Source organism: Marinobacter sp. (assembly GCF_052091845.1).
In the GTDB taxonomy this organism is placed as follows: domain Bacteria; phylum Pseudomonadota; class Gammaproteobacteria; order Pseudomonadales; family Oleiphilaceae; genus Marinobacter.
On sequence record NZ_JBQDCO010000008.1, the window covers coordinates 74270 to 93864 of the forward strand.

17 protein-coding genes are annotated in these 19595 nt (G+C 52.5%); 15 read left to right on the forward strand and 2 right to left on the reverse strand.

The window, feature by feature from the left end; genetic code table 11:
• Positions 1-162: 162 nt before the first annotated feature.
• From ACTHYN_RS04440 to pyk, 13 genes are all read left to right on the forward strand, one after another.
• Complete coding sequence (locus ACTHYN_RS04440; protein WP_441811294.1) at positions 163-858, forward strand: TetR/AcrR family transcriptional regulator; 696 nt, start codon at positions 163-165, stop codon at positions 856-858.
• A 109-nt stretch (positions 859-967) separates the two neighbouring features.
• A complete protein-coding gene (gene guaD / locus ACTHYN_RS04445) occupies positions 968-2284 on the forward strand; it encodes a guanine deaminase (RefSeq protein ID WP_441811295.1) in 1317 nt (438 codons plus the stop codon).
• A 160-nt stretch (positions 2285-2444) separates the two neighbouring features.
• Positions 2445-3785 carry an NCS2 family permease gene (locus ACTHYN_RS04450; RefSeq protein WP_441811296.1) on the forward strand — a complete coding sequence of 447 codons (1341 nt, stop codon included), beginning with the start codon at positions 2445-2447 and terminating at the stop codon, positions 3783-3785.
• Between the two features lie 37 nt (positions 3786-3822).
• A complete protein-coding gene (locus ACTHYN_RS04455) occupies positions 3823-4587 on the forward strand; it encodes an outer membrane protein OmpK (RefSeq protein WP_441811297.1) in 765 nt (254 codons plus the stop codon).
• 281 nt (positions 4588-4868) lie between these two features.
• Positions 4869-5222, forward strand: coding sequence for a hydroxyisourate hydrolase (gene uraH / locus ACTHYN_RS04460; RefSeq protein ID WP_441811298.1), 354 nt, complete (start codon positions 4869-4871; stop codon positions 5220-5222).
• A 65-nt stretch (positions 5223-5287) separates the two neighbouring features.
• Positions 5288-6511 (forward strand): urate hydroxylase PuuD, encoded by a 1224-nt coding sequence (locus ACTHYN_RS04465; protein WP_441811299.1) that lies wholly within the window; start codon positions 5288-5290, stop codon positions 6509-6511.
• 375 nt (positions 6512-6886) lie between these two features.
• Positions 6887-7834 (forward strand): allantoinase PuuE, encoded by a 948-nt coding sequence (gene puuE, locus ACTHYN_RS04470; protein WP_441811300.1) that lies wholly within the window; start codon positions 6887-6889, stop codon positions 7832-7834.
• Complete coding sequence (locus ACTHYN_RS04475) at positions 7831-8682, forward strand: bifunctional allantoicase/(S)-ureidoglycine aminohydrolase (protein ID WP_441811301.1); 852 nt, start codon at positions 7831-7833, stop codon at positions 8680-8682. Before puuE ends, ACTHYN_RS04475 begins: the two co-directional genes overlap by 4 nt.
• 19 nt (positions 8683-8701) lie before the next feature.
• Positions 8702-9199, forward strand: a complete 498-nt coding sequence (locus tag ACTHYN_RS04480) for an ureidoglycolate lyase (protein ID WP_441811302.1) — start codon at positions 8702-8704, stop codon at positions 9197-9199.
• 47 nt (positions 9200-9246) lie between these two features.
• Positions 9247-11022, forward strand: coding sequence for a glyoxylate carboligase (gene gcl / locus ACTHYN_RS04485; RefSeq protein ID WP_441811303.1), 1776 nt, complete (start codon positions 9247-9249; stop codon positions 11020-11022).
• Positions 11023-11106: 84 nt separating this feature from the next.
• On the forward strand, positions 11107-11883 hold the full coding sequence (hyi, locus tag ACTHYN_RS04490; RefSeq protein ID WP_441811304.1) for a hydroxypyruvate isomerase: 777 nt from the start codon (positions 11107-11109) through the stop codon (positions 11881-11883).
• Between the two features lie 33 nt (positions 11884-11916).
• The gene (locus ACTHYN_RS04495; protein WP_441811305.1) at positions 11917-12804 is read left to right on the forward strand and encodes a 2-hydroxy-3-oxopropionate reductase; all 888 of its coding nucleotides are present in this window, start codon (positions 11917-11919) and stop codon (positions 12802-12804) included.
• A 51-nt stretch (positions 12805-12855) separates the two neighbouring features.
• A complete protein-coding gene (pyk, locus tag ACTHYN_RS04500; RefSeq protein WP_441811306.1) occupies positions 12856-14319 on the forward strand; it encodes a pyruvate kinase in 1464 nt (487 codons plus the stop codon).
• A 33-nt stretch (positions 14320-14352) separates the two neighbouring features.
• Here pyk and ACTHYN_RS04505 read toward each other — a convergent pair whose 3' ends face one another.
• Positions 14353-15081, reverse strand: coding sequence for a GntR family transcriptional regulator (locus tag ACTHYN_RS04505; RefSeq protein ID WP_441811307.1), 729 nt, complete (start codon positions 15079-15081; stop codon positions 14353-14355).
• Between the two features lie 312 nt (positions 15082-15393).
• Between ACTHYN_RS04505 and uraD the strand changes: the two genes are divergently transcribed.
• On the forward strand, positions 15394-15909 hold the full coding sequence (gene uraD / locus ACTHYN_RS04510) for a 2-oxo-4-hydroxy-4-carboxy-5-ureidoimidazoline decarboxylase (RefSeq protein ID WP_441811308.1): 516 nt from the start codon (positions 15394-15396) through the stop codon (positions 15907-15909).
• 99 nt (positions 15910-16008) lie between these two features.
• On the opposite strand, the gene ACTHYN_RS04515 is transcribed toward uraD, so the two are convergent.
• A complete protein-coding gene (locus ACTHYN_RS04515; protein WP_441811309.1) occupies positions 16009-17445 on the reverse strand; it encodes a uracil-xanthine permease family protein in 1437 nt (478 codons plus the stop codon).
• Between the two features lie 895 nt (positions 17446-18340).
• Here ACTHYN_RS04515 and ACTHYN_RS04520 point away from each other — a divergent pair.
• Positions 18341-19330 carry an Abi family protein gene (locus ACTHYN_RS04520; RefSeq protein WP_441811310.1) on the forward strand — a complete coding sequence of 330 codons (990 nt, stop codon included), beginning with the start codon at positions 18341-18343 and terminating at the stop codon, positions 19328-19330.
• The last annotated feature ends 265 nt before the right edge of the window (positions 19331-19595 follow it).

The following is a 19595-nucleotide window of genomic DNA, read 5'->3' on the forward strand; positions in this document are numbered from 1 at the left end:
TGTTCAGGCTACTTTCGTTTTACATATTCCTGACCAGATAGTCCAGTTTTTTGTGCAAGAAATAAGCACCAATTTTATATTGTTTCGAGGCGATTCATTTCTTTGAATGCTGTCGGGATATCAGTTATCTTCGCCCATCGCCCCCCAAAGTGTAGCGGCTTTATGAACGAGCAAAACAAATCCGATCCTTCCTGGCAGCACCTGTCGCCTCCGCCTTCTGGTCAATCCAAGGTTAAAGTGCGCCCAGGACGCATTCGCCAGCGCAATCGTGAGCAAATTCTTGCAGCGGCCGAGAAAGAGTTTTCCCGCAAGGGGTTTGGCGCAACAACAGTGCAGCAAATTGCCGACAGGGCCGGGCTGCCAAAATCCAACGTGCTCTATTATTTCAGCAATAAAAAGCGCATGTATTACGCCTTGATGGACGGCATCATGGGGCGTTGGAATGATGTTTTCTCAAACGTCAGACCGGAGGACGACCCGGCCACAACCCTTGCGGGTTTTATCCAGGTAAAAATGGAAATGTCCCGAACTCATCCCCTGGCCTCCCGGCTGTTTGCCATGGAAATCATTCAAGGCGCACCCGTACTGAAAGAGTACCTCTCGACCAGTATGAAAGATTGGGTGCGTGAGCGGGCAATGGTGATTCAGCAGTGGATTAACACCGGACGTATGGGGAATGTCGATCCGGTTCAGTTGATTCATCTGATCTGGTCGTCAACCCAGCATTACGCCGATTTTCAGGTTCAGATTCTGGCGATTGAAGAGAAAGAAGCCTACACCAAAAAGGACTTCAAGCATGCGGCAGAGTTCCTGACTCAAGTTATCCTCCGTGGTTGTGGGCTTGAGGTTCCCGAGTAGTATTTTCCTGACTTATTGGTCAGCTTATCGTTGACCGGCACTCTCAACCCGTTTAAATTGCCGTTGCAGTCAATCGCCAAACGTCGCAGAAAAATAAACGAGAGTGATCATGTCCCAATGCAAAGCCTACCGGGCTTCTATTCTTCACAGTATTGCAAACCCCTACGACGTAGGTGCAGAAAACTCCTATGAATATTTCGAGGACGGCCTGCTCGTAGTCGAAAGCGGGGCTGTTGTCAGTGTTGGAGATGCAGAGGGTCTGCTGCCCTCTCTTCCGGCAGACGTTGAGGTTATCCATTATCAGGACGCATTGATAACCCCGGGGTTTATCGACACCCACATCCACTACCCCCAGACCGGAATGGTTGGCTCATACGGAGCCCAGTTGCTGGATTGGTTGGAAATGTATGTATTCCCATGCGAGGGGAAATTTGGCGACGCTGATATTGCCAGTGCCCAGACTGACATGTTCCTGCAGGAATTACTGCGCAATGGCACCACCACCGCTCTGGTGTTCGGGACGGTTCACAAAGAGTCTGTCGATGCATTTTTTGAACAGGCCTCAAAGCTTAACCTGCGGATGATTGCCGGCAAGGTGTTGATGGACCGCAATGCGCCGGAGTATCTGTTGGACACCGCAGATACCGGCTACGCAGACAGCAAGGAATTAATCGAGCGCTGGCACGGCAAAGGGCGTCTGTCTTATGCGGTAACACCCAGGTTTGCACCAACAAGCAGCCCGGAGCAACTGGAGCTTGCCGGCAAGCTCTTTAACGAGTTTCCGGATTTGTATATGCACACGCACATTTCCGAGAACAAAAAGGAAATTGAGTGGGTTAGCGAGCTATTTCCGGAGCGGAGCGGCTACCTTGATGTGTATGATCACCATGGATTAATTGGCGAAAGGGCGGTATTTGCCCACGGTGTTCATCTGCATGACGATGAGTGCAAACGGTTGAGTGATACTGGCTCTGCCGTGGCGTTTTGCCCGACATCAAACCTGTTTCTGGGGAGCGGGCTTCTGGACCTGGAACGCCTGGAAAAACAGGGTGTACGGGTTGGGCTGGGTACAGATATCGGCGGCGGCACCAGTTTTTCTCAGCTTCAAAGCCTGAATGAAGCTTACAAGGTACTGCAATTGCAAGGGCAGAAGCTGGATCCTTTCAAAGCGTTGTATCTTGCGACGCTGGGCGGCGCAAAATCTCTTTATCTTGATGAAAAAATTGGTAATTTTGAGCAAGGTAAAGAGGCAGATTTTATTGTACTCGACTATAATGCTACGCCGTTGATCAGCTATCGCTTGAGTCGTGCCAGCAGTCTTCAGGAAAAACTGTTTGCACTCATCATGCTTGGTGATGACAGGGCCGTGAAGGAAACATTCAGTGCTGGCAAGTCGTTGCATCAGAAGAAGTTTTCAAAATCTTAAAAAAAAGCAAATCAGTGATTGTAATTATTGTATACAAAGCCATAATCGTGATTGCTGGTCCTGACTTTATGGTCAAGAAATAGACCGGCTCAATCATTCGTCGCCTTCCCCAAGAGTTCTGCTCTAGGTGATAGAAAACAAAAAATATGAGGGAAATCTTATGGCTAACGCTGGGCAGGAAAGTTCACGTATAGAGCCGGCGAACACAGGGTTGCTGGAAAGGCTTTTCAAAATTGAGAAGCACGGAAGTTCAGTCAAAACCGAGCTGGTTGCGGGCCTGACTACGTTCGTAACCATGGCCTACATTATCTTTGTGAACCCCGCGATAATGGCGGACGCAGGGCTGGATTACGGCGCTGCATTTGTCGCAACCTGTATTGGCGCTGCCTTGGGTTGCTTCCTAATGGGGCTGTATGCCAACTGGCCAGTAGGCCTGGCGCCAGGCATGGGCCTGAACGCCTTCTTTACCTATACCGTTGTTGGCGATATGGGTTATGCTTGGGAAATTGCACTGGGTGCAGTGTTCCTTTCCGGCGTTCTCTTCATGATCATGAGCTTGTCCAAGATTCGGGAGTGGCTGCTCGACAGCATACCTATGAGTCTCAGGTACGCCATGGGTGCCGGGGTGGGTCTGTTCCTCGGGATTATTGGTCTTAAATCAGCCGGAATTGTTGTTGCCAATCCGGCGACGCTGCTGACTATTGGCTCCTTTACCGAACCTGCCGCACTGCTTGGTGGAATCTGCTTTTTGATGATTGCAGTGCTCAGCTATCGTAATGTGTTTGGTGCTATTTTGCTGAGCATCCTGACGGTGACTGCCATTGGTTGGGGCCTCGGAATTGTTGAGTACGGCGGTTTGGTGTCTGCGCCGCCCAGCCTTGCGCCGACCTTTATGGCCCTGGATATAGCCGGTGCGTTCCAGGTGAGCATGATCAGCGTTATTCTGGCATTCCTGTTCGTGAATATCTTCGATACTGCCGGGACCTTAATGGGGGTCGCTCACCGCGCCCACCTGGTTGATCAAGACGGCAAAATCGAAAACCTTCCTCGTGCCCTGAAAGCAGACAGTACCTCCAGTGTTGTTGGTTCGTTTGTGGGTTGTACCCCAGTGACCAGTTACGTAGAGAGTGCCTCCGGCGTTGCAGCGGGTGGTCGTACCGGTCTGACTGCGGTCACCGTGGGCGTTTTGTTTTGCCTGGCGGTGTTCTTTGCGCCGTTAGCTGGAATGATTCCTGCCTATGCAACGGCAGGCGCTCTGATTTATGTGGCCATGCTGATGATGAGTGGCTTGGCCCACATCGAGTGGGACGATCTCAGTGACACCATTCCGGCTATTATGACTGTGATCATGATGCCGCTGACATACTCAATCACCAACGGTATCGCGATTGGCTTCATAACCTATGGTGTGATGAAGCTGCTCACCGGTCAGCATAAAGAAGTCTCGATCAGCATGTATTTGCTATGTGTGATCTTTATCGCCAACTTTGCCTTCATGTAAATGGCAGCCTGAAAACTAAAACAAGACAGGAAATACTATGACACTTTTAAAGAAGTCCCTGGTAGCAGCGTGCGCCTGTGCTACGTTTGCATCCACCAGTGCTCACGCAGAGAAATTCTTCGGTGATTCCAGCATTTCGTTGCTGTATAGCGATCAATACGAAGCCTTTGGTGGCGAACGCGATACGGCAACGGTGTTCACCTTTGAAAATGCGACGGGGCATGATTGGGGAGATACGTTCCTCTTCTTTGACCGTTTTCGCGGCCACGGCTTCTCTACCGGTAATGACAGTATTTATGGTGAGTTTGCCCCCAACCTGAGCCTGAGTTGGTTGACTGGCCAGGACTTGAGTTTTGGCCCGATCAAGGATGTTCGGCTGTCTGGCCAGTATGAATATGGCGGCGGCGATGTTAACAATAATAACTTGATGTACGGCCTGGGGCTCAGCTGGGATGTGCCTGGACTGGTTTATTTCAATACCAACTTCTATTACGTGGACAATGATACGGAATTCGATACCAAAGACGATTGGCAGGCGACTGTTACCTGGAAAGCACCCATTGAGGCCGGCAGCGCACTGTTTGTGTTTGACGGTTACATCGACTACTCATCTGCAGTCAGTGGTGATCATGCGGCTGACTTCCACTTCAATCCGCAGTTAAAGCTGGATATCGGCAATTTCACCGGTAACCCGGGAGTTCTGCTGGCTGGTATTGAGTATTCGTACTGGCGTAACAAGTATGGCAACACGGCCTTCGATACCGAAAACGCCATCAGCGCACTGGTTAAGTTCCACTTTTGATGCAGCTGGGTCGGGCTGCACTATTGCCGCCCGACCTGCATAGAAAGAAGTCGTATTCCAGTCCTGTCAGGAACCGCTGGCAGGGCGCCCTGGTTTTCTCCTTTCCCTCTTCAGATATCTATCCTATTCTTCTCGCCACAGTGGTTTAAAAATACGATCCTGTTTGTGGCAAAGAATGTATACACAATTATACTATCAGTGTATTCTTTATCTTTCACAACGGATCGTTTTAGTATGGCGTTTTTTGTATATAAACGGCCATTGCGTCATAGGAGAGTTTTATGGGATATCTAACTACACATGTGCTGGATACTTCTCAGGGTCTTCCCGGTAAGGGTATTCGAATTGAGGTGTATCGCCTTGAGGGTGAGACTCGCACATTAATCAAAGAAGTGGTCACCAATTCTGATGGGCGGTGCGATGAGCCGATTATGGAAGGTGATGCCTTTACCGTTGGGCAGTACGAGCTGGTTTTTCATGCCGGGGATTATTTTCGGGCTCAGGGTAGTGACATGAGCGAGCCGGCATTTCTGGATGTTATCCCGCTGCGGTTCGGGGTTGCTGATGCATTTCAGCACTACCATGTACCGTTGTTGGCGACTCCTTACAGCTACTCCACCTATCGGGGCAGCTGATGCTGGAAAGGGGGCCTTCTCCCTTGAACGACAATCACAACAAAACGCAATAAGAGAGCGGCCTCATGCAAGCTTTTATTCTCGACTTTGTAAACTTCATGCTTCGATGGCTCCACGTGATCGCAGCCATCGCGTGGATTGGCGAATCAATCTACTTTGTGATGCTGGATAACAGCCTCAGAAAGCCCAAGAGTGCAAACTGCATAAAAAAGGGCGTTGCGGGGGAAATGTGGGCCGTGCACGGCGGTGGTTTTTACCACAACCAAAAGTACGCCTCTAGCCCGGAGGATTTGCCAGAAGACCTGCATTGGTCGTTCTGGAAGGCATACACCACCTGGTTATCCGGCTTTGCTCTGTTCATTATTCTCTATATGGCGCAGCCAAGTTTCTATCTGGTTAACCCTAACAGCAGCTGGGCGTGGGCCGCAGAGTTAACGGGCTGGCAGGCTAATGGTCTGGCTCTCATCTTCCTGTTAATGGGTTGGGTTATTTACAACGAGTTGTGTAAACGCATCAGCCCCAACATGGACCGGGATGGCCTGTTAAGTATCGCGGTTGGGGTGCTTGTTGTCGCCGTTGCCTATCTCAGCACACAGCTTTTTGCTGGCCGGGCGGCGTTTCTTCTGACCGGTGCGGTGATGGCTACCGCCATGAGTGCGAACGTTTTCTTCTGGATTATTCCCGGCCAGCGGCGAATTGTTAAGGCAATGAAGGCAGGTGAGGCACCTAACCCGCTCGATGGTAAGCGTGGCAAGCAACGCTCGGTGCATAACACCTATTTTACGCTTCCCGTTGTGCTTCTGATGATTAGCAACCATTACGCCTTCTCTTATACTCATGATCAGGCGTGGATCATTATGGCCTTGCTGATCTTTGGCGGGGCGGTTATTCGTCAGTTTTTCGTGCTGATGCACGCTGGAAAAACCCAGCCAGGCTATCTGGTTGCTGGCGCGGCCTTCATTTTGGCGGCTTTCTGGGTGTCAGCGCCTCCCTTTGACGAAGCAGATAGCTCAGGCTCCGCACAGGCCGTAGAAGCCGGGCCGGGAGCCGCTACGCTGGCAGACGTGAGTGCGGTTATGAGCCAGCATTGCGTGGTATGTCATGCGGAAGAGCCTACGTACCCGGGTATTACAGCGGCCCCGGCCGGGCAGATGTTTGAAACAGATGCCCAGATTACCGGCCAGGCGGCCAAGATAAAGGAGGTTGTGGCAAGCAAATATATGCCCTTGGGTAACGTGACCCAAATGACTGAGGCGGAGCGTGAAATCATAGCCAACTGGGATGAGTAACCTTTACTCTCAGTCAATCCCAGGCTGACAACCGCTCAACCTGAATACCCCCTCGGGCTCTCTGTGCCCGGGGGTGTGCCTCCCTTTTTCTCCTCCCGTTTTTCTTTTTTTCTCTCTTGTCCTGATTGCGAGCCATTACCGGTATTTTTGTGCAATATTTGTTCTATCCATTATTTCTGGACAAACAATCGCTTGGCTGTAGCGATGTGCTTTCAGGGCGGCTATTTTTAAATATTATGCAGTCTTTATTAATTTAGATGTAGAAATTGCCAAAATCATGGATACAATGTATTGTAAGTTACGTATACAAAAATACATAAAGATTAGGTTGGTAAGCCTCATCTGTTCAGTAAAACAAGAGAAGGAATTGAGTTGATGACTGCGACGACGCCGGATAACTACCCACGAGATCTTAAAGGTTACGGCTCGTCGGTGCCCTACGCGGACTGGCCGGGGCGGGCGCGTATTGCTGTGCAGTTTGTGCTGAATTATGAAGAAGGCGGAGAAAACTGCGTCTTGCATGGCGATACCCATTCAGAGCAGTTTCTGTCAGAAATTGCCGGCGCCGAGGCTTATCCGGCCCGCCACATGAGCATGGAGTCGATCTACGAATACGGTTCCCGAGCGGGCGTCTGGCGGATATTGAACGAATTTAAGCGCCGTGGCATGCCCCTCACGGTCTTCGGAGTAGCCATGGCGCTTGAGCGTCACCCGGAACTTGCCCATGCCTTTAAAGAGCTGGGTCACGAGATTGCCTGCCATGGCTGGCGCTGGATTCACTATCAGGATGTACCTGAACAGGTAGAGCGTGAGCATATGCGTCGCGCCATTGAAATTTTCCAGAACCTGTATGGTGAAAAGCCCCAGGGTTGGTACACCGGTCGCGATAGCGAGAATACTCGCCGCCTGGTGGTTGATGAAGGCACCTTTACATACGACAGCGACTATTACGGCGATGACCTCCCGTTCTGGACAACGCAGCAGAACAGCCAGGGAGAAGATCGGCCTCACCTGATTGTGCCTTACACACTCGACACCAACGATATGCGTTTTGCCTCGCCGTATGGTTTTGCCAACGGCGACGACTTTTACACCTATCTTCGGGATGCCTTCGACGTACTTTATGCAGAAGGCGACGAAACACCGAAGATGCTTTCTGTTGGCCTTCACTGCCGTATGGTCGGCAGGCCAGGGCGCTTCCGTGGTTTGCAGAGGTTTCTCGATCACATCGAGGCCCATGATCGTGTCTGGGTTACGAGACGCATAGATATTGCCAACCACTGGGCTGAACGCCACCCGTTTTCATCCAAGGAGATGTCATGACTAATAAATCTTCACAGAAGCCTACTTATTACGCGCCCACTGGTGGTCATCCGCCCCAGACACAGCTGCTAACGGATCGCGCTGTATTTACCGACGCCTACGCTGTTATTCCAAAGGGTGTCATGCGGGACATCGTTGCCAGCTTGTTGCCGTTCTGGGACAAAACCCGTCTGTGGGTTCTGTCGCGTCCATTGTCTGGTTTTGCAGAGACGTTTTCGCAATACATCATGGAGGTGTCACCTGGTGGTGGCAGTTCACGGCCTGAGCTGGATGCTGGCGCCGAGGGCGTTCTGTTTGTTGTGGAAGGTGAGATGACTCTGACTCTCGAGGGTCAGAAACATCACATGGTTGAAGGTGGGTATGCCTTTATTCCACCCGGAGCCAACTGGCAGCTACACAACGAATCCGACGGCATGCTTCGTTTTCACTGGATACGTAAAGCTTACGAGTTTGTAGACGGTATTGAAGTGCCAGAAGCCTTTGTAACCAGCGATAGCGAAGTGGTACCTAACGAAATGCCGGGCACAGACGGGCGTTGGACAACGTCGCGTTTTGCAGACCCTTCAGACATCCGCCACGACATGCATGTAAACATCGTGAATTTCCAGCCGGGCGGCGTGATTCCGTTTGCTGAAACCCACGTTATGGAGCACGGGCTGTATGTACTGGAAGGCAAGGCTGTTTATCGCCTGAATCAGGATTGGGTTGAAGTGGAGGCTGGTGACTACATGTGGCTCCGTGCTTTCTGCCCACAAGCATGTTACGCCGGAGGCCCAGGCCCTTTCCGTTATCTGCTTTACAAAGACGTTAACCGGCACATGAAATTCAATGGATTCGGCTCACGCTAAGCCGAAACAAGGAATCGTTATGCTGGAACTTCAAGCACAACCGTTAAGCGCCGAGGCGTTTGCCGACTTTGGCGATGTGATTGAGCGGAACGACTCAAAATCGTTTCCCATCAACTCTGGCCGTACCCAGCGTCACCATGATTTGGCCACGGTAGAAGCTTTGGGTGAAGAGGCCAGGGTGCTGGTTAGCATGTTTGTTAGCCAGCCTGTAACACTGCCGCTGGAACTCACGTTCCTGGAGCGGCATCCGCAGGGCAGTCAGGCATTTATGCCGCTGCACGAGGAGCGTTTTGTGATTGTGGTGGCACCGCGGGGTGAGACCATAAACCCCGGCGACGTCCGTGCGTTTGTAACCAACGGCCTGCAAGGCGTGAATTACAAGGCCGGAACCTGGCACGCCATTCAGTCTGTTCTTAACGTTGAAGGAGAGTTTTTGGTTGTTGATCGCGGTGGCGCGGGCAATAACTGTGAAGAGTACGCACTCGATATTTGCGTAAATTGTGGAGAACCCGAGTAGCCGATCATTCTATCCGAAAACAAAAACAATTTTCTGGAGGAACTATTATGGCTCGTATGACAGCAGCAGAAGCAGCCGTTGAAGTATTAAAGAAAGAAGGCGTTGATGTAACCTTCGGTGTACCCGGAGCAGCCATCAACCCGTTTTATGCCGCTATGCGCAAAGTGGGCGGTGTTGATCATGTACTGGCACGCCATGTTGAGGGCGCGTCGCACATGGCCGAAGGCTACACCCGTACCAAGCCTGGCAATGTGGGTGTGTGCATAGGTACATCCGGCCCCGCCGGTACTGACATGATCACCGGTTTGTACTCATCTATCGGTGATTCCATTCCCATTCTGTGCATCACCGGCCAGGCGCCGCGCGGCAAGCTTCACAAAGAAGACTTCCAGGCGGTTGATATCCAGTCTATAGCCGGCCCCGTAACCAAGTGGGCTATCACCGTGCTTGAGCCAGCTCAGGTGCCCCGCGCGTTCCAGAAAGCTTTTCAGCTGATGCGCAGCTCTCGTCCGGGCCCGGTTCTGCTCGATCTGCCCATCGACGTGCAGATGACCGAGATTGAATTTGACATAGACACCTACGAGCCGCTACCCGCCTACAAGCCGGCAGCTACTCGTGCTCAGGTGGAAAAAGCAATAACCATGCTGAACGAGGCTGAAAAACCCCTGCTGGTATCCGGTGGTGGTGTGATCAGCGCCGATGCATCAGATCTTCTGGTTGAATTTGCAGAAGTGACCGGAGTACCCGTGATCCCCACATTGATGGGTTGGGGCACCATTGCCGATGACCATCCGTTGATGGCGGGCATGGTCGGCCTGCAGACGTCGCATCGCTACGGCAACGCCACCATGCTGGCCTCTGACTTTGTAATGGGTATTGGTAACCGTTGGGCCAATCGCCACACAGGTAATGTTGAGACCTACACCAGGGACCGGACGTTCGTTCACATTGATATTGAGCCGACCCAGATCGGCAAAATTTTCGGACCGGACTACGGTATTGTCTCCGACGCCAAGGCGGCATTGGAACAGTTGGTTGAGGTGGCCAGGGAAATGTCGGCCGCCGGCAAACTGAAAGATCGCAGCACCTGGGTAGAGGAATGTCAGGAACGTAAGCGCACACTGCTGCGCAAGACGGACTTCCCCAACAACCCGGTGAAGCCGCAGCGCGTTTACCAGGAAATGAACCGGGCGTTTGGCAAGAACACCCGCTACGTGACAGCCATTGGCCTGTCCCAGATCGCCGGTGCCCAGTTCCTGCACGTGTACAAGCCGCGCCACTGGATCAACTGTGGCCAGGCCGGCCCGCTGGGCTGGACCATCCCGGCCGCTCTGGGTGTGTGCCGGGCAGATCGTGACGCCGAGGTTGTAGCGCTTTCCGGCGACTATGATTTCCAGTTCATGATCGAAGAACTGGCCGCCGGTGCGCAGTTCAACCTGCCGTATATTCACGTGCTGGTGAATAACTCCTACCTGGGGCTTATTCGTCAGTCCCAGCGCGGCTTTGACATGGATTACTGCGTGCAGTTGTCGTTCGAGAACGTGAACTGCCCGGACATCGCCGAGTACGGCGTTGATCACAAGTCTGTGGTTGAAGGCCTGGGCTGTAAGGCTATTCGCGTAACCAAGGCCGAGGACATTGCGCCGGCGTTCGAAGAAGCGAAAAAGCTGAAAGAAGAGTTCCGTGTGCCGGTAGTGGTTGAGATCATGCTTGAGCGCATAACCAACATCTCCATGGGAACCGACCTGGACGGTGTGAACGAGTTTGAGGACTTGATCGAGAACGTCACCGATGCCCCAACCTCCATCGCCAGCCTGACTTAATAGAGGCACGAATGTTGCCGGTTGTCTGAAGGGGCAACCGGCAGACTCTCAAAGAACAATAAATCGACAAGCAGGAGACTGACTATGCCTAAGTTTGCCGCAAACCTTAGTATGCTGTTTACCGAAGTGGATTTCCTTGACCGTTTTGAGGCCGCCGCGTCTGCCGGTTTCAAGGGCGTCGAATACCTCTTTCCTTACGACTTTCCGGCACAGGACATCAAGAAGCAACTGGACGACAACAACCTCACCCAGGTTCTGCACAACCTCCCGGCCGGGGATTGGGCCGGTGGTGAGCGCGGCATTGCCTGTCACCCTGATCGCGTGGAAGAGTTTCGCGCAGGCGTCGCCCAGGCTATCGAATACGCAACCGTACTGGGTTGCAAGCAGGTGAACTGCCTGGCAGGAATCCAGCCGGAAGGTGTTAGCGAGGACCAGGCCCACACTACGTTTGTGGAAAACCTGCGCTTTGCTGCGGCCGAGCTTGAGAAGGCCGGCATTTTGCTACTCGTAGAAGCCATCAACACCCGCGACATTCCCGGCTTTTTCCTGAGCCGCACAGATCAGGGTGTAAAGTTGTTGGAAGAGGTTGGCAGTGGCAACCTGAAGCTGCAGTACGACATCTATCACATGCAGATCATGGAAGGCGATTTGGCCCCGACCATTGAGGCCAATCTCTCAAAGATTGGACATGTGCAGTTGGCCGATAATCCGGGTCGTCACGAACCAGGTACCGGGGAAATCAATTACCCGTTCCTGTTTGCTCATCTTGAAAAACTGGGGTACCAGGGATGGATTGGCTGTGAATACAAGCCCGCAGCCTCTACGACCGAAGGGCTCGGTTGGCTGAGCCAGGTAAAATAAAAACATCGCGCAACGAACCAGAAGGGGAAAATTATGAGTAAGATCGGATTTATTGGTCTCGGAATAATGGGCCGGCCTATGGCGGGGCACTTGATGGACGCAGGTCACGAACTGGTTACCTTCGTTAAAAGAGGCTCTTTGCACGAGGATATGGCCTCCAAGGGCATGAAGCAGGTAGAGAGCGCCAAGGCTGTGGCCGAGCAGTCTGACATTATTATTACCATGGTTCCGGATACGCCGGATGTTGAAGAGGTATTGCTGGGAGAAGGCGGTGTTATAGAAGGCCTGAAGCCGGGCACTCTGGTTATTGACATGAGTTCCATCGCGCCGATCCCTACCCAGGAGATGGCCAAACGCATCACCGACGCCGGTGGTGAGTTTGTTGACGCCCCGGTTTCCGGCGGCGAAGGTGGTGCCATTAATGCCGCACTGACCATCATGGTTGGTGGGCCGGAAGAGAGCTTCAAGCGCGCGTTGCCTGTGCTGGAAGTTATGGGCAAGACCATTACCCACATAGGCGACCATGGTGCTGGCCAAATCTGTAAAGTGGCGAACCAGATTGTAGTTGCGCTGACTATTCAGGCTGCCGCAGAGGGGTTACTGTTCGCCTCCAAGGCCGGTGCAGACGTAAGCAAAGTGCGTGAAGCCCTGTTGGGTGGCCTGGCAACGTCGAAGATCCTGGATGTACACGGTGAGCGCATGATCAATCGAACGTTTGATCCTGGCTTCCGTATTCGCTTGCACCAGAAAGACCTGAACCTGGCGTTGGAAAGTGCTCGTAGCCTCAACTTGTCGCTGCCGGGTACGGCGAATGCGCAGCAACTGTTTCAGGCGTGTGCGGCCAATAACGGAGCGGATTGGGATCATGCGGGTATTGTGAGAGCGCTGGAAAAGTTGGCTGATCACGAAATAGGAAGCTAACGCAAACATTGATGATTTTTGCGCCATTATATTGGTGCTTCCGAGGGCTACATGAAAAACTTAAAGAATACGATCCGTCGCACTAAAATTGTGGCTACGCTGGGGCCGGCAAGTGACCGCCCTGGCGTGCTGGACGCCATGATTGAAGCAGGCGTTGATGTTGTGCGCCTGAACTTTTCTCACGGCACCACCGAGGATCACCAGCGCCGGCTGACGGCTGTTCGTGAGGTTGCGGACCGGTTGGGCAAAACAGTGGCCGCCCTGGGCGACCTGCAGGGCCCCAAGATACGCATTGCGCGTTTCAAGGATGGCGCTGTTACCCTTGGCAAGGGGCAGCCGTTTGTTATTGATATGGCAATGGAGGCTGATGCAGGCGACGCCCAGCGAGTTGGGTGCGATTACAAGTCGCTGGCAAGCGATGTGGCCACAGGCGATCTGTTGCTGCTTGATGACGGTCGCCTGGTGCTTGAAGTTGAGCATGTCAGTGCCTCGGAGGTTAGCACCAAGGTGGTTGTGGGAGGCAAGCTTTCCAACAACAAAGGCATCAACAAGCAGGGTGGTGGTTTATCGGCCGCCGCGCTTACTGATAAAGACCGGGCCGATCTCAAAGCAGCTGTGAGCATGGGGGTAGACTACCTGGCGGTGTCCTTCCCCCGTAGCGCTGAAGATATGCACGAGGCCCGCCAGCTTCTTGGCGAGGCCGGCAAGGATATTGGCCTGGTGGCCAAGGTTGAGCGTGCAGAAGCTGTGGCCGATGATGAAACCCTGGATGGCATCATTCAGGCGTCGGAAGCCGTCATGGTTGCCCGGGGTGATCTTGGGGTGGAAATCGGCGACGCTCAGCTCATTGGTGTGCAGAAGCGTATGATTACGCGGGCGCGACAATTGAACCGTGCGGTGATTACCGCAACCCAGATGCTTGAGACCATGATCAGCGCCTCTTTGCCCACCAGGGCCGAAGTGTTTGATGTGGCCAACGCCGTTCTCGATGGCACCGATGCCGTTATGCTATCTGCAGAAACGGCAGCTGGTGAGTATCCGGTCGAAGCGGTAGAGGCCATGAATCGCTTGTGCCTGGGAGCCGAGCGGGAGAAAAGCACTCAGGAATCTGGCCACCGCATGCACCAGGGCTTTACGCGTATTGACGACGCAGTCGCGCTGTCTGCCATGTACGCTGCCAATCACCTTGAAGGCGTTGCCGCCATCGCTTGCATGACAACAACCGGTCGTACACCGTTGATTGCCTCGCGCATTCGTTCAGGGTTGCCGATTGTCGGGTTGGCCAGCAACCAGGTGGCACAACGCAGGATGGCACTTTACCGGGGTGTGGTATCTGTGCATTTTGATAACACCAGGATACCGGCCCACGAGTTAAACGACCGGGCCATTGAGTTGTTGGTGTCCAAGGGAATTGCAGCGCAGGGCGATGACGTTATATTGACCTGGGGCGACAAAATGAATACAGACGCCAGTACCAATACAATCAAATTCATCGAGGTCAACACAGGCAGCTAAGCAGGGTGCCTGATAGCGATGGGCCAGCGGGCTTTACCCACGCACGTGAGAGAAAATCACGTGCAGGTCGTCCGTTGTGCCCTCATCGTCAAAGTTCAGTTTCTCATCGATGTGATCCATGTGGCGCATCATCAAAGAGATTGCCTTTTCCGTATCTTTGGCAGCGACCGCATCCAGCAACTGGTTGTGTTCATCGAAGGAGCAGTGGGAGCGGGTAACCTTCTCGTACTGCGCGATGATCAGGGATGTTTGTGATACCAGGCTGCGCTGAAAGCCGGTAAGAGGGGCGTTGCCCGCCACTTCAGCCAGTTTCAGGTGGAATTCGCCTGATAAGCGGATGCCTGTGCCCATCTCTCCGCGGGTAAAGCAGTTTTGCTCGTCTACCACCATTTTTCTGAGTTCGGCCAGTTGCTTTTCTGTTGCGTTCTGAACCACCAATTCCGTAATGGTTCGCTCAACCAGGCGTCGTGCGTAAAGAATCTGGCGGGCCTCCTCTACGCTTGGGTTAGCGACCATGGCACCCCGGTTAGGGCGAATAGAAACCACGCCCTCGTGCGCCAGTTGCAATAATTCCCGCCGGATTATGGTGCGGCTAACACCAAAGATTTCACCCAGAGCTTCTTCGCTTAATTTGGTTCCGGGACTCAGACGGTGCTCCAGAATGGCGTCGAAAATGTGAGCGTATATGGTATCGCTTTTCGATCCAGTTCTTTTTTTGAACGCACGGTTGGTGCTGGTTGCCGAGTCTGCTTGCTTGCTCATAATCTCTCGCGAATGGGTAGTGTGAGGGCGCATTCAGGCGCCATTTCAGCCTGATGTTGGGTTTAGAGTTGTTTGGCTAAGTTGGTAGCTACATATCTAATTTTATTGTATTCACTGACGTATTAACATCTGTTTGTGAAGTAAACAATGGGGAATATCTTACAAACCCTTTTCAATCGCTACAAAGAAAGCGCCCTGCTTTGGCAAGAATCTACACGGTATTGATCTACAGGGCTCCGTGTAGTTTAATAAAATTGTATACATAAATGATACATTATTGTCGAAAATATAAAACCACAAAAAGGAGTAAATATGAGCGATTTTCAAACTTTGACCCCCTCCACCCTAGATCGCGCCGCCTTTGTGGAGGCTTTTGCGGACATCTACGAGCATTCTGCGTGGGTAGCTGAGCAAGTTTACGATTCCGGTGTAGATGAGTCTCTGGATCAGGTTGAAGCCATGCATGAGCGTATGTCCCAAGTGCTTCTCAGCGCGGATCGAGAAACCCAGTTGGCTCTGATCAATGATCACCCGGATCTGGCGGGTAAAGCGGCCTTGCAGGGGGAATTGACGGCTTCAAGCACGTCGGAGCAAGCAGGTGCGGGAATTCAGGAGTGCACACCAGAGGAATTTGAGCGTTTTGTGCGGCTAAACGAGGCATACAAAGCCAAGTTTGGTTTTATCTTTATCATGGCAGTGAAGGGCAGCGATAGGCACAAGATTCTGGCGTCATTTGAGGAGCGTATGGGTAACTCCCAGGAGCAGGAGTTTCAGCGTGCGGTTGCTGAGATCAACAAAATCGCGTTGTTCCGTTTGCAGGCCATGTAATGGCAAAGATGTAGGAGGAACGCAAGGGGGCAGTGAAGCGCCAACTGTCCCGGCGGGGCTTTGCCGGGACAGTGTTTAGGTTGAAGCCAGGTGTGGCTGTCAGGTCTCGTTTGCGGCCGCTTTTCTGGCTACTTCAGCGGCATGGGCTATTTCGGCTTCTTCGAGCTCTGCGCGATCGTTGGCTTCATCGGCCAGGGTTTTGTTCGGCAGGATCAGGTTAAGCGTGAAGGCCACGAACGCAGCTACCGTGATTGGCGAGCCGCCCATCACGTTCTGCAAAAATTCCGGGAACATGGCGATGGACGTGGGAACGGCTTCGATGCCCATGCTCAGCGCCAGCGCCAGGCCAACAATGGTCATGTTGCGTGAAGACAGCTCGTCTTCCATCACCAGCTTGATGCCCATCAGCGTGATCATGCCGAACACGGTGATAGTGGCGCCACCCAGTACCGGGTAAGGGATTGTCGTCATCAGCGCGCTGAACTTGGGGCTGAGGCCGGCAATCAGCAGGAAAACACCGGCAATCACCAGTACAAAACGGCTGACAACCTTGGTCATGGCTACGATGCCAACGTTCTGGCTGAACGTGGACGTTGGCAGGGCGCCGAAGAGTGCACTGGCTGCTGTTGTCAGGCCGTTGCCCAACAAACCGCCGGTCAATTCCTTGGTTTTCAGTTCCCGGTCCATGCCGCCGATGGTGGTGGCCGACAGATCACCAATGGTTTGTACCGAGTTGATGATGCAGATGACGACCATGGAGACGATGGCCGCAGAGTGGAACTCCAACTTGAATGGCATCACCTCGGGCAGGGCTATCGCGCTTGCTGCGGTGATGTTCGCAAAACTAACCATGCCCAGGGACAAAGCAAAAAGATAACCAACGACGATGCCCACAATAATCGAGGCCAGCTTGATTACACCTTTACCGTACTGGGAGGCAGCCAGCACTGCGAGCAGGGTAACCAGGCCTACAAGCCAGTTCATCGGATCGCCGAAGCCATCCGCGTTGACGTTACCACTGCCCGCCATGTAGCGGATGGCAACACTGTAAAGCGACAAACCGATAACCAGCACAACAGTACCCGCTACCACCGGCGGGAAAAGATGGCGAATGTATTGGATAAAGTAGCCGATGACCATCATGGTAATACCACCAACCAACTGGGCACCAAGAACGCCCTCAATGCCGAATTGGCTACCTATGGCAATGAGTGTCGGCACATACGCAAAGCCAACACCAAACAGTGCAGGTACCCGGGCGCCAAGTTTCCAGACACCGTAGAGATGGAAAAGGGTACAAATACCCGAGGCGAGAATAGCGACCTGTATCAGCAGGAGCCGGTCGGGAACCGTCGCGCCAACTACACCGGCGACAATAATGGGCGGCGTGATGATGCCAGCGATCGCCGCAAGAAAGTGCTGTAGTCCCAGAGGCAGAGCCTTTAAGAAAGGCGGTCGGCTATTATATTCAAAGAGGGATGTGCTGACCCCCTCTGTATGCTTCCCTTGCTCCGGAGATGCATTAGATTCGCTCATTGGAGTTCTGTCCTCTCGTTTGTTGTTGTATGCATTAAAAGATCGAGTTGTTCCATTTTTTTTTGGTTATTGTACATAAGATGATCACAAAGAGAACGCGTATGGTGTTTTTATTTGGATTTCTGAGCATTCTTGTACAGCTATGATGCTTGGCCGGGCATGAGGTGGCACTGCCATCTTATTGACCGAGCGTAAGAAAATGGTTGAGTCGCCGTTTCTGAAGTGCCGATAAATTTTATTGCTGTGTTTTTCTGCGGGTATTGGTTGTATACAGTTTTGGTCCGACAGTCTGATTATGTGGTGTGGAATTGTTCATGGATGAGTCGTTGCCCGAGCCTGTATTTCTCCAACATTAATCTCGGCTTCGGCAACCGGAGCGACAAATAACAGGAGACGTTCATCGCTCTTCCCATCTGGCTTTACCTGAAGGATTCAGCAGAGCAGTGTGGCCCTACGGGGCGTGATTGATGATACCGAAATGTTTTACAGCCCGGTTCGTCGGCATGGCAATAATAGCAGAATAGCGCCCGTAGAGTTCGAGAAACGATATTTTAAGGAGCTGTTGGGTGTCTAGGAAATCGGGGTCTTGCCAGGCGCTGTCCGGAAATGATCAGAGGCATCGTCTTGAAAAAAACATGGTGGTGAGCTCCCCAGCTATATCGGTAGCCTGAATTATCGGGCCACTAAACCACTGGGTTGGTCTGTGTAAGGTTAGCCACTCAGTGATACCATGCTCGATATACGTGGGTAAGTAGAGTCACAGAGGGCAAAAATTGAGCTTGCATAATCGGGACGCCATCACTATATTATCGAGCAACACACCCGCCATGCCTATGTCTGCCTCGGCAGTCACGCACAAATCGAGCGGGTTTTTTTATGCCTGGAGAAAACAGGCATGATGCACTTTAGCAAGCCCGCAATAGATGTCTCGCAGCAGATTCAACTCCTAAAGCGCCGAGGGTTGCAGATTAACGATGAGGAGCGCGCAGCCCGCTTCCTTGAGGTCGTAAGTTTTTTTCGGCTCACTCCCTACATGCGACCATTTCAAATTCCTGGTGACGACCATCGATTCGCTGAAGGTGCTGGTTTTCGTAACCTGAGTCATCTTTACAGCTTTGATAGGCGGTTGCGCTTGCTCGTAATGGATGCAATCGAGAGGGTAGAGATCGCTGCCCGTGCGATGATCAGTAACCACATGGGGCCGAAATATGGCGCGCACTGGTACCTCGACGCTCAGTTGTTCAAGGGGCGATATAAACATACTCAATTGCTGCAGACAGTGCGCAGCAAACAGCAGGACGAGCGACGAGATTATGAGCGGGAGTGCGCCCGAGTAGAAAGGTTGGCTCAGACGTCCGCTAAAAGAAAAACGGAACTCAAGGTCAAGCGCTCGAAGGAAAGTTATGCCCGACACTATGGGCTTACATATTCGGAGCCAGAGCTGATGCCGGGCTGGGCTGCTCTCGAAGAGCTAACAATGGGTGCTTTATCTCACTTGTACGCAGGCCTTGCGAAGGATGCAGACAGAAAAACCATTGCAAGGCGCATGGAGTTACCTTGGCCATTGCTTCAATCGTGGTTCCATACACTGACGATAGCCCGCAATATTTGTGCTCATCATGCCAGGCTCTGGAACCGCGAGCTCGGCATCAAGCCCGAATTGCCCAAAAAGGCTTCGTTTCAATGGCCGGACTCTCTAACTCGCCCTCGCCATAATGTTCGGGTATATGTCGTGATGTGCATGCTCAATTACTTGATGCACAAGGTCAGTCCTGACACAAGTTGGCATCAACGAGTGAAAGGGATGTTTGATGAGTTTCCCAGCGTGTCGGAGGAAGTTATGGGATTTCCGGCTGACTGGCGGGGCGACGTATTTTGGAGTTGACGACAGGTACGACTGGATAGGCCAGTTTCGGATTGTGTTTTTCAGGATTTGAGTGATGAGGACATCCGGATGAAGAAGAGCTCTCGGGAGCTCGATATGGCATAGAAGATGAGGGCACTGTTTTTAGGTTCTTTCCGCCTGGGGCAGTGCCTGGTGCCGAACAGGCAAACCTATCCGGACTTTCAGATAGCGCCAGGGAAATACCAAATTGAGTTTTTAGCTGTCAGGCCAGCGTTTACCTGTGACCGGTGGACGCTAAGCTTAG